This window comes from Salinifilum ghardaiensis (assembly GCF_054491345.1).
Map to the genome: position 1 here is coordinate 2,962,496 of NZ_CM137101.1, position 15,321 is coordinate 2,977,816.

At 73.1% G+C, this 15,321-nt stretch carries 11 protein-coding genes; 6 read left to right on the forward strand and 5 right to left on the reverse strand.

Going from position 1 to position 15,321, the window contains the following annotated elements; translation table 11 throughout:
* Window positions 1-40: 40 nt before the first annotated feature.
* The 5 genes from ACVGV0_RS13525 (at window position 41) to ACVGV0_RS13545 (ending at window position 6,830) form a co-directional block, all read left to right on the forward strand.
* Window positions 41-1,486: a GntP family permease gene (locus ACVGV0_RS13525; protein WP_459156026.1), complete on the forward strand. Its 1,446-nt coding sequence runs from the start codon at window positions 41-43 to the stop codon at window positions 1,484-1,486.
* Between the two features lie 133 nt (window positions 1,487-1,619).
* The gene (locus tag ACVGV0_RS13530) at window positions 1,620-2,807 is read left to right on the forward strand and encodes an L-talarate/galactarate dehydratase (protein ID WP_459156027.1); all 1,188 of its coding nucleotides are present in this window, start codon (window positions 1,620-1,622) and stop codon (window positions 2,805-2,807) included.
* Between the two features lie 126 nt (window positions 2,808-2,933).
* Entirely contained in the window at window positions 2,934-4,145 is a 1,212-nt protein-coding gene (locus ACVGV0_RS13535; RefSeq protein ID WP_459156028.1) for a PucR family transcriptional regulator, read from the forward strand.
* Window positions 4,146-4,635: 490 nt separating this feature from the next.
* Window positions 4,636-5,835, forward strand: coding sequence for a low temperature requirement protein A (locus ACVGV0_RS13540; protein WP_459156029.1), 1,200 nt, complete (start codon window positions 4,636-4,638; stop codon window positions 5,833-5,835).
* A 233-nt stretch (window positions 5,836-6,068) separates the two neighbouring features.
* Window positions 6,069-6,830, forward strand: coding sequence for a dienelactone hydrolase family protein (locus ACVGV0_RS13545; RefSeq protein WP_459156030.1), 762 nt, complete (start codon window positions 6,069-6,071; stop codon window positions 6,828-6,830).
* Window positions 6,831-6,955: 125 nt separating this feature from the next.
* Here ACVGV0_RS13545 and ACVGV0_RS13550 read toward each other — a convergent pair whose 3' ends face one another.
* Together ACVGV0_RS13550 and ACVGV0_RS13555 are read right to left on the reverse strand one after the other, a co-directional pair.
* Window positions 6,956-8,206, reverse strand: a complete 1,251-nt coding sequence (locus ACVGV0_RS13550; protein WP_459156031.1) for a cytochrome P450 — start codon at window positions 8,204-8,206, stop codon at window positions 6,956-6,958.
* 253 nt (window positions 8,207-8,459) lie between these two features.
* A complete protein-coding gene (locus ACVGV0_RS13555; protein ID WP_459156032.1) occupies window positions 8,460-9,926 on the reverse strand; it encodes an MFS transporter in 1,467 nt (488 codons plus the stop codon).
* Between the two features lie 198 nt (window positions 9,927-10,124).
* Between ACVGV0_RS13555 and ACVGV0_RS13560 the strand changes: the two genes are divergently transcribed.
* Window positions 10,125-11,153: an SDR family NAD(P)-dependent oxidoreductase gene (locus ACVGV0_RS13560; protein WP_459156033.1), complete on the forward strand. Its 1,029-nt coding sequence runs from the start codon at window positions 10,125-10,127 to the stop codon at window positions 11,151-11,153.
* A 75-nt stretch (window positions 11,154-11,228) separates the two neighbouring features.
* Here ACVGV0_RS13560 and ACVGV0_RS13565 read toward each other — a convergent pair whose 3' ends face one another.
* The 3 genes from ACVGV0_RS13565 to ACVGV0_RS13575 all read right to left on the reverse strand — a co-directional run bounded on the left by ACVGV0_RS13565 (window position 11,229) and on the right by ACVGV0_RS13575 (window position 15,317).
* A complete protein-coding gene (locus ACVGV0_RS13565) occupies window positions 11,229-11,915 on the reverse strand; it encodes a TetR/AcrR family transcriptional regulator (RefSeq protein WP_459156034.1) in 687 nt (228 codons plus the stop codon).
* Window positions 11,916-12,099: 184 nt separating this feature from the next.
* Window positions 12,100-13,260 (reverse strand): acyl-CoA dehydrogenase family protein, encoded by a 1,161-nt coding sequence (locus tag ACVGV0_RS13570; RefSeq protein WP_459156035.1) that lies wholly within the window; start codon window positions 13,258-13,260, stop codon window positions 12,100-12,102.
* Window positions 13,257-15,317, reverse strand: a complete 2,061-nt coding sequence (locus tag ACVGV0_RS13575) for an acetyl/propionyl/methylcrotonyl-CoA carboxylase subunit alpha (protein ID WP_459156036.1) — start codon at window positions 15,315-15,317, stop codon at window positions 13,257-13,259. Before ACVGV0_RS13575 ends, ACVGV0_RS13570 begins: the two co-directional genes overlap by 4 nt.
* Window positions 15,318-15,321 lie beyond the last annotated feature (4 nt).

Below are 15,321 nucleotides of genomic sequence, written 5' to 3' on the forward strand. Positions count from 1 at the left end.
AACTCCCGCTGATCCCGGACACCGCGGAAGGTGGACGCCCATGCCGTTCCTACCCGCACACCCCGCACCGCTCGTCCTCGCGCAGTCGGGGGACGCGAACATCACGCCCGCCTGGGACCTGCCCGACTGGGCGCTCGTGCTCAGCGTGGCAGGTGGCATCGCGCTGCTGCTCGTGCTCGTGCTCGCCCTGCGATTACACGCCTTCGTCGCGCTGCTCGTCGTCAGCATGTTCGTGGCGCTGGCCTCCGGCATCCCGCTCAACCAGATCCCCACCGTGCTGGAGAACGGCATGGGCGAGATGCTCGGCAGCTTCGCCATCATCGTCGCTCTCGGGGCGATGCTCGGTCGCGTCATGGAGCAGACCGGCGGTGCGCAGGCCCTCGCCGAACGCCTCCTGACCCTGTTCGGCGAGCACCGCGCTCCGCTGGCGATGGGCGTGACGGCACTCGTCGTCGGCATCCCCCTGTTCCCCGACGTCGGTTTCATCCTGCTGCTGCCCCTGGTGTACGCCGTCGCGGCCAACGCGGGACGTTCCCTGATCAGCATCGCACTGCCCACGCTGGGCGCTCTGGCGATGCTGAACGCGGTGCTGCCCCCGCACCCCGGACCGGTCGCCGCCGCTGAGCTGTTCGGCGCCAACCTCGGGTGGCTGACGATCATGGGCCTCCTCTGCGGCCTGCCCGCCTGGTTCTTCGGCTCCTACCTGTTCGGCAAGTGGATCGGCGACCGCACCTTCACCCCGGTGCCCGAGCAGCTGTCGCTGAGCGTGTCGGAGGAGGCCGGCCAGCGCGCGCAGAACCAGCGCCCGCCGTCCCTGCCGCTGACCGTGACGTTCATGGTCCTGCCGGTCGTGCTGATCCTGCTCAACACGTTCTCCGACGTGTTCCTCCCCGACGGACCGGTGCGCAGCTTCTTCCTGTTCATCGGTGACCCGATCAGCGCGCTCACCATCTCCACCCTGCTGGCCTTCTGGATCCTCGCCCGCCGCAGCGGGTTCACCCTGCAGGGCGTCGAGAAGGCCGCCTCGGCCTCGCTGGGCCCCGTTGCGATGGTGCTGCTGGTCACCGGAGCCGGTGGCGTGTTCGGCGCCGTGCTCGAGGCCACCGAGGCCGGTGACGCCCTGGCCAACGCGATCGGCAGCGCCGCGCTGCCCCCCACCGTGCTGGCCTTCCTCGTCGCCGCGGTGCTGCGCGTGGCCCTGGGGTCGAAGACGGTGGCGATCGTGACGACCGCACCGATCATCAGTCCCTTCATCGAATCCGCGGACCTCTCCCAGCCGGAGACCGCGCTCATCGTCATCGCCGTCGCCGGCGGCGGGACCGTGCTCTCGCACGTCAACGACTCCGGGTTCTGGCTGTTCAACCGCTACCTCGATCTGGACGTCAGGAGCACGCTGAAGACCTGGACGCTCATGGAGACGATCATGGGCGCGCTGATGTTCCTGATCGCCCTGGTGATCAGCATCGGCATCACCGCGTTCGGCTGAGCGCGCAGCGCTCCCGCGCGGTTCCCGGAGCGCCCCGGCACGACGCGGCGAGCAAGCAGTGGTCCACCACCACGTCCCCACCACCACGGCCCACCACGCGACAACGGTCCAACGTGCACGGAGAGGAAACCCCATGACAACTCGATCCGGCAGTCCTGCCACCCGGTCGTCCACCAGCGCCCCCGAGGAGGCGCCCACCGACGCGATCTCGAAGGTGCACCTCTCGCTGGTCCGCCTGCCGCTGGAAGTCCCGATCAGCGACGCGAAGGTCCTGACCGGCAGGCAGAAGCCGTTGACGGAGATCGCGCTGCTCGTCGTGGAGATCAGCACCGAAGCGGGGCACGGCGGTGTCGGCTTCAGCTACGCGAAACGCGCGGGCGGGCCGGGCATGTTCGCCCACGTCCGGGAGATCGCCGGCGAACTGATCGGGGAGGACCCCAATGACATCGCCCGCCTGTGGGACAAGCTCGTCTGGGCCGGTGCCTCGATGGGCCGGAGCGGGTTGGCCACCCAGGCGGTCGGGGCCTGCGACATCGCGCTGTGGGACCTCAAGGCCAAGCGCGCGAACCTGCCGCTGGCCAAACTGCTGGGGGCGCACCACGATTCGGTTCCCTGCTACAACACCTCCGGTGGTTACCTGTCCGCGTCCACCGAGCAGATCCTGGAAAACGTGGACCTGTCCCTCTCGCGCGGCATCGGCGGCATCAAGATCAAGGTCGGACAACCCGACGCGCGGGAGGACCTGCGGCGAGTCGAGGCCGTGCGCGAACACCTCGGGGACGCGTTCCCGATGATGGTCGACGCCAACCAGCAGTGGGACCGGGCCACCGCGCAGCGCACCGGCCGGGTGCTGGAGCAGTTCCAGCTCACGTGGATCGAGGAACCGCTCGATTGCTCCGACGCCGAGGGGCATGCCCGGCTCACCGCGGCGCTGGACACACCGATCGCCACGGGCGAGATGCTGACCAGCGTCGACGAGCACTGGAACTTCGTCCGGCAGGACGCCTGCGACTACGTCCAGCCGGACGCTCCCCGCGTCGGCGGGATCACGCCGTTCCTCCGGATCATGGCCCTGTCCGAGCACCGCAGGTTGTCGCTGGCCCCGCACTTCGCCATGGAGATCCACCTGCACCTGGCCGCGGCGTACTCGGGTACCACCTGGCTCGAGCACTTCGAGTGGTTGGAACCGGTGTTCAACGAACGACTGCAGCTGCGCAACGGGCGGATGATCGTGCCGGACCGCCCCGGCCTCGGTTTCTCCCCGTCGGAGCGGGCACGGGCGTGGACCAGTGCGGAGGCCGCGGTGGAAGCCCCTGCCTGACCGGGGCGGCACCCGGCGCACGGCGTCACAGCACCCCGCGAGTTCCGGATCACCGCAGCGCACCCGCGGGAGCGCGGGAGGAGGGCAATTGCCAAGCCCGCCGCGGGCCGTCTACGTTCCCGGACCATGGACACCGACGCACGGACCGTTCCGGACGAGCGGGACGCGGGTGCCGCCGAACTCGCGCGTGCGACGCTGGCGAAGCTGGACACGGTCACCGACCGGCTGGTCGAGGCGATCGTCACCGAAAACCCCCGGTACTACCGTTCCCAGCAGGTGTCCGAACCGGACCTGCGGGCCTCGTGCCGGGCCAACATCGAGCGCGTGCTGCAGCTGATCGGCCAGTGCACCCCCGAGGGGGAGGACGCCTACGACGCGGCCCGGCGCACCGGGCGCAAGCGGGCGGAGCAGCGCGTCCCGCTCGACCTCGTGCTGCGCTCGTTCCGCCTGGGCGGGCGCGTGGTGTGGTCGAACACGCTGGAGGCCGCCCGCGGCAGCGAGCGCATCGACCAGGAGCTGCTGCTCGAGATCGCCACCTCCGTGTGGACCGTGGTCGACGAGGTCTCCTCGGTGGTCTCGGACAACTACCGCCGCGCCGAGTTGGAGGTGCTCCGCGCCGACGAGCAGCAGCGCCGCGCGCTCATCGATTCCCTGCTGCACGGGACGGAGGAGGAAGCGGGATCGGCGGAGTCGCAGCTGCGGGCGCTGGGGCTGCCGGCGAACACGTCCTACCTGGTGGTGGTCAACGCCGCCGACGACGGGCCCGTCGACCCGGTGCACCGCGAGGAGATGCTGGCCCGCCACGGGGTCTCCTCGGCGTGGCAGGCCAGGCCGGCGGCCCTGGTGGGGATCGTCGCGGTGCAGCTGGACCCGGTCGAGGCGCTGACCCGGGTCCTCGCGGAGAACGTACCGGGGCGTGTCGGTCTCTCCCCCGGCGTCACCAGCGCCGCCGAACTGCCGCGCGCCCACGAGTGGGCACGGCTCGCCCTGCGCACGGTCCCTCCCGGAACGGCCGGAACGGCCACGCTCGACGAGCGGTTGCCGCAGGCTCTCGTGGCCCGCTCCCCGGCGCTGGCCGAGCGGCTCGTGCACCGCGCGCTCGGTCCGTTGCTGGAGCTGCCGGAGCAGGAACGCGACGTGTTGCTCGCGACGCTGGCGTCTTGGCTGGCGGCCGACCGTTCGGCCAAGCTCGCCGCGACGAGGCTGTTCTGCCACCGCAACACCGTCCTCAACCGGCTCGCGCGGATCGAGTCGGTGCTGGGGCGGTCGATCAACGGCGTCGAGGAGACCGTGTGGCTGCGCCTCGCCCTGGACGCGCGGCGGTTGCACCCGAGTTGAGCCCGGGCGCGCCGGACCCGCGAGCAGCACGCCGGGCCCGGCCGGTCAGCCATCCGCCGCCGCTGCCCGCAGCGCAGGCCCGCCGAGTGCCGGGAAGGCGCTGCACTGGGACTATCGCTCCCGCTTGTGAGCCCACCGCAGGTTCGCGTTTCCCACCTGCGAGGTCGCCGGCCTAGGCTCGTTCGGGGGTCGTCCTCGGGAGAGCGGGGGTGACGTGCGCGGGCGGTCCGCAGGGGCCGCCCGCGCTCGCGCGTTGCAGCGCGCCCGGCCACCGAGCCGCCGCATCCCGCGCGGGGCGGCGTTCCCACGAGCGACTGCCCGGCCACGCTCCCCCGCGGATCCACGGACAACCAGCCACTGCGGACGGATCGTGCTCGCGGAGCGCCTGCACCACCGGAGGGCACCGGACGGTCGCGCCCTCCGGTGTGGACTGCTCTAGGATTGTGCGGCCGCGGAGAGCCGCGAGGTCGGAACACCACGGGGAGGAGCGATGGTCGAAGAGGACGCCGGGGCCGCGCGACCGCGGCCCCGGTTGATGCGGGCACCGGGAGAGGGCCGCTCGGAAGTCGCGCCGATCGAGTTGTTCTTCGATCTGGTGTACGTGTTCGCCATCATCCAGATCTCGCACACGCTGCTGGACGAGCTGAACTGGTTCGGGGCGCTGGAAGTCGCCCTGCTGTTCGGCGCGGTGTGGTGGGCGTGGAACTACTCGGCGTGGGCGATGAACTGGCTGGACCCGCACAGCGGGATCGTGCGCGTGCTCAACCTGCTGCTCATGCTGGCGGCCCTGGGCATGTCGCTGACCCTGCCGTACGCGTTCGCGGGCGAAGCGCTGCTCTTCGCGCTCTTCTACGTGGTCGCCCAGGTGGGCCGCGCAGCGTTCATGGTCTTCGCCATGCGGGGACACGTGCTCTCGCACAACTACACCAACCTGCTGGCCTGGAGCTCCACGGCGGGAGTGCTGTGGATCCTCGGCGCGTTCTTCCCGCCCGAAGTGCGGCTGGTGATCTGGCTGGCGGCCCTGGTGGTGGACGTGGCCGCACCGCGGTTCGAGTTCCGCTTCCCCGGTCTCGGGTCGGCGCCGATGCACACCTGGCCGACGGACCCGGAGCACCTCGCCGAGCGCAACCGCGGGGTGTTCATCATCGCCCTCGGCGAGTCGATCCTGATCATGGGCTTCACGCTGTCCGAGCTGGAGGAGATCCCGCCGGCCGCGGTGCTGACCACGGTGCTCGGGTTCCTCGGCCTGTTCGTGCAGTGGTGGGCGTACTTCGCGCTGGCGGGGCAGAACACGCAGGCCAGCCGCGGGGACGCGAGCACGCGCGCGCTGCGGTCGGCGTTCGCCTACGCGCACGCGCTCATGGTCGCCGGTGCGATCGTGGTGGCCGTGTCGATCGAGCTGCGCCTCACCCACGACCACACGGATGCGCCGCTGGTGCTGACCACCGTGGGCGGTCCGCTGATCTACCTGCTGGGCAACATCCTGTTCCTGCGCTCGCGCACCGGTGCGGTGGCCCGCGCCCGCTACGCGGCCGCGGGGGCGCTGATCCTCGTCGGCGTTCTGGCCCTGGCGCTGGGCCACGCGATCCCGCCGCTGTTCGTCGGCATCGCCACCGTGCTGATCATGGGCGCGCTCGCGATCGCGACCCAGATCAATTCCAACCGCATCACGGCCGCGCGGACCGACTGACGGCCGCGAGCGCAGCACTGCTCCCGACGCGAGCCCGGCAGGCCGCGGTGGTCCGCCGGGCTCGCCGCTGTCCGCGTCTGGTGAGCAGCGCTGCCGCGCCGCGCCTGTCGCGGTGCGCAACGGCCGGCGGCGCCGGCCCGCGCACGGGATCGCGGGCCCCGGATCCCGCCCCGCGGCGCGGAGTGATGTGATCGCGCAGCAGAAGATCCGTCGAGAGAAGGGAACCTGCGCCGATGACCACCACAACCGGAACCTGGGTGGACGTCCCCACCGCCGACGGGGTGGCCGACGCCTACCTGGCGCATCCCGACGACACCGCCGCCCACCCGGCGGTCCTGCTCTACATGGATGCGTTCGGGCTGCGCCCGCACCTGACCGGCATGGCCGACCGGCTCGCCGCCTCCGGTTACACCGCGGTGGTCCCGAACGTGTTCTACCGGCACGCCCGCACGCCCGTGGCCGACCTGCCCGAGTTCATCGACCCGGAACAGCGCCCGGAGATCTTCGAGCAGATCGGCCCGATGATGCGCTCGCTCACGCCGGACCGCGTGGTGCGCGACGCCGGCTCCTACCTCGAGTGGATCAGCACGCGTCCCGAGGCCGCCAACGGGCCGGTGGGCGTGACGGGGTACTGCATGGGCGCCGCGCTCGCGATGCGCACGGCCGCCGCCCACCCCGACCGGGTGGCCGCCGCGGCGGGTTTCCACGGCGGGAACCTGGCCACGGAGGACCCGGACAGCCCGCACCTGCTCGCCGACCGGATCACCGCGGAGCTCTACTTCGGACACGCGGACAACGACCACGCGCTGCCGCCCGAGCAGGTCGAGCGGTTGAGCACCGCGCTGACCGACGCGGGGGTGCGCTTCCGCGCGGAGGTCTACGAGGGCGCCGCGCACGGCTACACGCAGGCCGATACGGCCAGCTACGACGAGGACGCCGCCGAGCGGCACTGGCGGGAGCTGCTGGACCTGCTCGACCGCAACCTGAGCGCGTAGTCCGCGGCAACGCGACCACGCAGCGCGGAACGGCGTTCCGCGCACTGCGGGCGGTCCGCCGGCGGACCGCCCGCAGTGCGCTGCGGACACCCGCCGCGACCGGGCCCGGCTCGCCGGAACGGCTCTCAGGAAGCCCTGCGCATACCGCAGCGCAGCGGCAGGTGCTTGAGCCCGCCGACGAACGTGGTCGCCACCCACTCCGGATCGCCGGCGAGCTCCACCTCCCCCAGCCGCGGCGCGAGCTCGGCGAAGAACGCGCGGGTCTCCATGCGCGCGAGCGTGGCGCCCAGGCAGTAGTGCGCACCGAACCCGAACGCGAGGTGCCGGTTCGGGTCGCGCCCGACGTCGAAGGCGGAGGGGTCGGTGAAGACCTCCTCGTCGCGGTTCGCCGAGGGGTACGACAGCAGCAGCGAATCCCCCTCCGCGATGGGCGCGCCGTTGAGCTCGTAGTCGGCGGCGGCCGTGCGCAGGAACGCCTTGACCGGAGTGGACCACCGGATCATCTCCTCGGCCGCGGTGTCGACGAGTTCCGGGCGGCGCTGCAGCCGGCGCAGCTGCTCGGGGTGCTCGGCGAGCGCGTGCATCCCGCCGGAGATCGTGGAGCTCGTCGTGTCGTGCCCGGCAGTGGCGATGATCACGTACAGCGAGGTGGCGTCGAGGTCCGACAGCAGTTCCCCGTCGACGCGGGCGTTGGCGATCGTCGAGGACAGGTCCTCGGTCGGCTGGGCGCGCCGGTCCGCGGTGATCTTCTGGAAGTAGGCGAAGAAGTCCGTCACCACCGCAGCCATCTCCTCGGCGGTGCGCCCGCGCTGCAGTTCCTCGTCGGACCCGCCGAACAGCTCCTGCGTGAGCTGCAGGATCCGGTCGAAGTCCGACTCGGGCAGCCCGAGCAGCGAGAGGATGACGTACAGCGGGTAGCCCACGGCGACGTCGCGGACGAAGTCGCACTCCCCGCCGAACTCGGCCATCCGGTCGACGTAGCGCCTGGCGAGGACGCGGACCTGCTCCTCCATCCTGCGCAGCGCCTTGGGTCGGAACCAGTCGGCGACGACACCGCGCATCGCGCGGTGCTCCGGACCGTCCATGTGGATCAGCGTGTTGAGCAGCTGCCCCTCCTGCTCGGCGCGCAGGTCCTGCTCGGCGGGCACGAGCACGGGGCGCGGCGCGTTGCGGAAGAGGTGGTGCTGCCGCTCCACTTCGAGGATGTCGGCGTGGCGGGTGAGCAGCCAGAACGGGTTGTACTCCGGGGAGGGGTCCACCCGGTGCACGGGATCCTCCCGCCGCAGGGTCGCGAGCGCCTCGTGCAGCTGCTGCTCGTGGGCGTAGACGGCCGGGTCGGCCACCGCCAGCCCGGCCCGGTGCACCTCGCTGGCCACGGAACGCTCCCCTCGCCGCGCGACGGCCCGTGCGGTCGGCCCCGGGCCCACCGCTGCGAAGCGGCGAAGCGCCGAGGACGGCGACACCGCACCGCGGGGCAGGCCGGAGCACGGCCCGCACGGGATCTTTCCGGCGAAACTACACCGGTGCTGCGGCGCGGAAGAAGACGTGTCCACCGATCAGCCGGACGCCGCGGCGGTGCCGTCCCCCGGGTGGGGTGACCCCCGGGCTCGCCGCGGCAGGTGCGCCGCCCTACCGGCCCGCCCGCTGCGCGGCGGGTCCCGGTTCGGCCGCTGCGCGCCCGGCGGAGCGGCCGGGCAGGAAGGAGGCGATCGCCAGGGCGCCGAGCGCGGCGAGCGCGCCGAGGCCGAGGACCGCGCGGAAGCCGGACTGCGCCGGTACGGCCGCGGTGCCGATCCGCGTGGTCATGTGCGCGAGCACCACCCCGATCACCGCGCTGGAGACCGACGTGCCGATCGACCGCATGAGCGTGTTGAGGCTGTTGGCCGCGGCGGTCTCGGAGGGCGGTACCGCGGCCATCACCAGCGCGGGCATGGCGCCGTAGGCGAGTCCGACCCCGGAGCCGACGACGCTCGAGGCGAGCACGAGCTGCCAGAGGGCGGAGTTGAGCAGCAGTCCCGCGCCGTATCCCGCGGCGACCACGGCCGCACCGGTCATCAGCGTCACCTTCGGTCCCAGGGTGCGCGTGATCCGCGCGGACACCGGCGCCATCGCCATCATGACCAGCCCGTTCGGGGCCATCACCAGGCCGGCGACGAACACGGTCCGACCGAAGCCGTAGCCGGTGGCTTCCGGCAGCTGCACCAGTTGCGGAACCACCAGGGTGATCGCGTACATCGAGAAACCGAACACCGCGGAGGCGATGTTGGTCAGCAGCACCTGGCGCCGGGCGGAGGTGCGCAGGTCGACCAGCGGGCGCGGGGTGCGCAGCTCCCACCACCCCCACACGAGCAGCACGACGGCGGTGATCGCGAGCAGCGCCCCCGGCAGGCCGCTGCCCCAGCCCCAGTCGAAGCCCTTGGAGATCACCAGCAGCAGGCACAGCAGCGCGATCGACAGCCCCACCGCCCCGGGCAGGTCGAACCGCCCACCGGTGCGCACCGCGGAGGCGGGCACCAGCGCGGTCACGAGCGCGAAGGCGGCACCGGCCAGCGCGGCGGCGGCCCAGAACAGCACGTGCCAGTCGGCGTTGTCGGCGATGAACGCGGCCAGCGGCAGGCCCAGCGCACCGCCGACACCGAGCGAGGCGCTCATCAGCGCGGTGGCACCGCTCAGCCGCTCGGGCGGCAGGACGTCGCGCATGATGCTGATGCCGAGGGGGATCACGCCCGCGGCCAACCCCTGCAGGGTGCGGCCGAGGACCATCGGCACGAGGCCGTGCGACAGGGCGCACAGCACGGATCCGGACGCCAGCATCGCGAGGCTGAGCAGCAGCATGCGCCGCTTGCCGTACATGTCGCCGAGCCTGCCCACCGTGGGAGTGGCGACGGCGGAGGCCAGCAGCGTGGCGGTGACCGCCCAGGCCGCGTCGGCGGCCGAGGTGCTCAGCAGTTCGGGCAGCTGCGGCACCAGCGGCACCACGAGCGTCTGCATGAGCGAGACCACGATCCCGCTGAGGGCCAGCACCACGACGATGGTCTGCGGGCGGGTGGCACCGGAGACCTCCTCCGCCTGCGGTGTGGTGGACGTCGGTGTCATCCCTGCGCGAACCCCCGCGAACATTTTAAGTCAGCTGTCTGACTTACGCTAGCAGGTACCCCGCGGAGGCTCCGCACGAGGATCCCCGCACCACCGGCGAACCCGCGTGCGCGGCGGGACCCGCGCCCGCGGGAGGGCGGGCGCACCGCTCCGGCGCGGTGCGACCGGCGACGCACGCACGAGAGGAAGGACGACGCGATGACGGACGAACGCACGCCGCTGACCGGCCGGACCCCGATCGGCACGTGGATCGACCACCCGGTCGGCGGGCCGCTGATCCGGGAGCTGCTCGCCCGGGGCGGTTTCGACGAGGAGGCGCTCGCACCCGTGCGGCAGCTGCCGCTGGAACAGCTGGTCACCATGAGCCGGGGCGCGCTCTCGCAGCAGGTGGTCGACGACCTGGTGTCTCGGGCCAACGGCGGCGCCGCGCCCGACGCGGCCGAGGAGGAAACCGGTTGGCAGGAGCGCATCGCGCCCGGGCGGTTCGACGGCCGGACGGTCATCGTCACCGGTGCCGCCTCCGGCATCGGCCGCGCCACCGCCTCGCGCATCGCCCGCGAAGGCGGGCGCGTGGTCGCAGCGGACGTGGCGGCCGGGGAGCTGGACGAGCTCACCGCCGAGCTCGGCTCCGCCGAGGTGCTGCCGGTGCGCGCGGACATCACCGACGCGGAGGACCTCGAGCGGGTGGTCACCACCGCCGGACCGCGGATCGACGGGCTGGCGAACATCGCGGGGATCAACGACGACTTCGGCGCCCTGCACGAGATGAGCGACGAGCTGTGGCAGCGCGTGTTCGGCGTCAACGTCGACGGGATGTTCCGCCTCACCCGCGCCGTGCTCCCGGCGATGCTCGAGGCGGGGCGCGGCTCGATCGTCAACATCGCCTCGGAGGCCGCGCTGCGCGGCGGGGCATCCGGAGTCGCCTACACCGCCTCCAAGCACGCGGTGGTGGGGCTGACCCGCAGCGCGGCGTTCATGTACGGGCACTCGGGCATCCGCGTCAACGCCGTCGCCCCGGGCGGCGTGGTCACGGGCATCGCCAGCGGCGGGGCGATGGCGGAACCGGCGGAGTTCGGCTCCGGCCGCCTGGCCCCGCTGCAGCGGATGATGCCGCCGATCGCGACGGCACCGCAGCTCGCCGCCTCGATCACGTTCCTGCTCAGCGACGACGGGGTCAACATCTCCGGCGCGGTGCTGCCCTCGGACGGCGGCTGGTCGGTGCAGTAGCGCGCACCGGCCCGCGGCGGCACCGCAGCACCTCCGCGGGCCGTGCACCGCGGCGGCGCTCCCGGCGGAGTCCCGCTACTCCGCGCCGCGCTCGCCGCCCGCTGCTCCTCCACCACCCGACCCGGGCAGCCGGTCGCGCAGCGCGGCGTCGAGGGTCTCGGACCACTGGCGCACGATGCGCTCCCGGCGCGCGGAGTCGTCGGTGAGCACGTCGGCCAGTCCCAGCCCGCGGGCCATGTCCAGCGTGCCCTGCACGAGCCGCCGCACCACCGGATCCGCGTCGTCGGCCCCGAGCAGTTCGACGGTGACCTGGTGCGCGATCCGGCCGAACTTCGCCTCCAGCGGCACGATCCGCTCGCGGAGCTTCTCGTCGGCCGCGGCGGCGGTCCACACCTGCAGGGCGGCCTTGAAGAACGGGTCGGTGAAGTAGTCGACCATCCGCCGCACGACCGCCTCGGTGCGCTCCGGGCCGGTCGGCAGGTCGCTGCTCTCGGCGCGGAGCTCCCCGATGCGGCTGTCGAAGATCACCTCCAGGGCCGCGGTGATGAGCTCCTCCCGCGTCGGGAAGTGGTGCTGCGCCGCACCGCGCGAAACACCGGCCCGCTGCGCCGCCACCGCCACCGTCGTCGCCGCCCAGCCCTCGGTGGCCAGGCACTCGACCGTCGACTCGAGCAGGCGCTGGCGCGTCGCCCTGCTGCGGTCCTGCTTCGGTTCGCGCGGCGGCACCGCTGCCTCCTCATCGCTGCGACGTGTGCGCGGCATCCGCTCGGGATCCCGACCTGGCTCCGCAGACCATGCTGCCCTGGCGGGCACCGCGCCCGGTCACCGCCTCGCACGGCCGCCGGCCCGGCCCGGGACGCGCTCCGCCGGCGCCGCGGCCGCGCGGCGAGCTCCCGGAGCGCCGCGCGGGAGCCCGCCGCCCCGCCGCGGCAGCAGCACCGCCGCCTCAGTAGGACTTCGGCAGGCCGAGGCTGTGCTGGGCGACGAAGTTCAGCACCATCTCCCGGCTCACCGGCGCCACGCGGGCGATGCGCGCCATGCCGAGCATGGCGGCGAGACCGTGCTCGCCGGTCAGACCGGACCCGCCGTGGGTCTGGATCGCCCGGTCCAGCGCGGCGATGCTGGCCTCGGCGGCGGCGTACTTGGCCATGTTCGCGGCCTCGGCCGCGCCGTCGTCATCACCGGAGTCGTACAGCACCGCGGCCTTCTGCGTCATGAGCTTGGCCATCTCGGTGTCGATCTTGAGCTGGGCCAACGGGTGCGCGATGCCCTGGTGCGCGCCGATCGGCTGCTGGAACACCTGCCGGGCGTTGGCGTAGTCGACGGCGCGGGACAGCGCGTACCGGCTGGTGCCGACGGCCATGGCCGCGCCGAGGACGCGTTCCGGGTTCAACCCGGCGAACAGCTGCAGCAGCGCCGCGTCCTGCTCGCCGACGAGCGCCTCGCCGGGCAGGCGCACCCCGTCGAAGAACAGCGTGAACTGCCTGTCCGGGGCGATGACGTCCATGTCCATCGGCTGCGCGGTGAAGTTCTCCGCGTCGGTGGGCACGATGAACAGCGCCGGCCGCAGCTTGCCGGTGGCGGCGTCCTCGGTGCGGGCGACGACGAGCACGGCCGCGGCCTGGTCGACGCCGGAGATGAACACCTTCTGCCCGTGCAGGACCCAGCCCTGGCCGTCGCGGCGGGCGGTGGTGGTGATCTCGTGCGAGTTGGACCCGGCGTCGGGTTCGGTGATGCCGAAGGCCATCCGGACCGACCCCGCGGCCAGCCCGGGCAGCCAGCGCGCCCGCTGCTGCTCGGTGCCGTACTTGGCGATGATCGTGCCGCAGATCGCCGGGGAGACGACGACGAGCAGCAGCCCGGCGCCCTGCGCGGCGAGCTCCTCCTGCACGAGGGCGAGCTCGTAGATGCCCGCACCTCCCCCGCCGTACTCCTCGGGGAGGTTGACGCCGAGGAAGCCGAGCGCTGCCGCCTCGTGCCACAGCTCGGTCAGCGGCTCGCCGGCGCGGGCCTTCGGCAGCACGTAGTCGAGGTAGTTGTAGCGCTGCCCGAGCCGGGCCGCGGCGGAACGCAGTTCCTTCTGCTCGTCGGTTTCGGTGACGCTCATCGGTGTCCCTCCGCTGCGGTGCGTTCCGGATCGTCCGCCGCCCCGTCGGTGGTGTCGTCGACGACGGCCAGGACCGCGCCCATCTCGACCTGCTCGCCGGTGCGCACGTGCAGCTCGGTGAGCACGCCGTCGGTGGGGGCCGCGATGGTGTGCTCCATCTTCATCGCCTCCAGCCGCAGGACCGGCTGGCCGCGGGTGACGCTCTCGCCGACCTCGGCGGCGAGGCGGACGACGCTGCCGGGCATCGGCGCCAGCAGCGATCCCGCGGCGAGGCGGGCGGACGGGTCGGTGAACCGCGGCTTCCTGCCCAGGGAGACCGGGCCGAGCGGCGAGTCGACGCAGACGAGCCCGCCGTAGCGCGCCACGTCGAACGCCCGGCGCACCGGGCCGTGCTCGCCGGGCACGTCGAGCACCACCCGCTCCGGACCGGCCTCGACCGGGAGGAGACCGGGGTGCCCCTCCACGGTGGTCCCGCCGCGCCGGTGCAGGTACCGCACTTCGACGTCGGTGCCGCCGGGGCCGGTGTAGGTCTTGGACTGCGACTGCGCGGGCAGGTTCCGCCACCCGCTCGGGACGTGGGCGTTCACCCGGGCGCTGCGGCGGTTGCCGGTCGCTTCGGCCAGTGCCGCGGCGATCGCCGAGAGCTCGAGCGCGTGCTCGTCGGCGAGCGGACGCGCGAGCGCGTCCAGCCCGTGCCGGTCGAAGAAGGCGGTGTCGGTCTCGCCGGCGAGGAACGCCGGGTGGCGCAGCACGCGCACCAGCAGGTCGCGGTTGGTCACGAGCCCGTGCACCCGCGAGCGCGCCAGCGCCGCGGCGAGCAGGCGCGCGGTCTCCCGCCGGGTGTGGCCGCTGGCGATGACCTTGGCCAGCATCGGGTCGTAGTGGATGCTGACGACGTCGCCGTCGGTCACGCCGGAGTCGAGCCGGATGCCGGGGTCGGTGAGCGGGGCGAAACCGCCTGCCGCGTCCGGAACGTCGAAGTGGTGCAGCGCGCCGCTCTGCGGGCGCCAGTCCTGCGCGGGGTCCTCGGCGTACAGGCGCGCTTCGATCGCGCACCCGTGCCGCGGCGGGGGGTCGGCGGGCAGCTCGTCGCCCTGGGCGATCCGCAGCTGCAGCCGCACCAGGTCGACACCGGTGGTGTTCTCGGTGACGGGGTGTTCGACCTGCAGGCGCGTGTTCATCTCCAGGAAGAAGAACTCCCCGGACTCGTCGGCGAGGAACTCGACCGTGCCGGCGCCTTCGTAGCCGATGGCGGCGGCGGCCCGCCGCGCGGCGGTGAACAGCCGCTCGCGCATGTCGTCGCCCGCGGCTTCGCGCCGCTCGACCAGCGGGGAAGGGGCTTCCTCCACCACCTTCTGGTGCCGGCGCTGCAGCGAGCACTCGCGCTCGCCGAGCGCCCACGCGGTGCCGTGCCGGTCGGCCACGACCTGCACTTCGACGTGCCTGCCGGTTTCCAGGTAGCGCTCGCAGAACACCGTGGGGTCGCCGAAGGCGGATTCGGCTTCGCGGCGGGCCGCTGCGAGTTGCGCGGGCAGTTCGTCGAGCGTGCGCACCGCGCGCATGCCGCGCCCGCCGCCGCCCGCGGAGGCCTTGACGAGCACGGGCAGCTGGTCGGCGGTGACCGAGTCGGGGTCGAGTTCGGTGAGCACGGGGACCCCGGCGTCGGCCATGAGCTTCTTCGCCCCGACCTTCGAACCCATCGACTCGATCACCGCTGGTGGCGGACCGACCCAGGTCAGCCCGGCCTCGACGACGGCTCGGGCGAAACCGGCGCTCTCGGAGAGGAACCCGTAACCGGGGTGGACCGCGTCGGCCCCGGCCGCGCGGGCGGCCCGCACGAGCTCCTCGGGCCGCAGGTACGTCTCGCCGGGGGTGTTGCCGGGAAGGCGCACCGCGGCGTCGGCCTCCCGGGCGTGCGGGGCGGCCGCGTCGGCGTCGGAGAACACGGCGGTGGTGCCCAGTCCCATGCGGCGGGCGGTGGCGAAGACGCGCCGGGCGATCTCCCCGCGGTTGGCGACGAGGAGGTCGGTGATCGGCGCGGCGGGGACGTCGGACATGGCC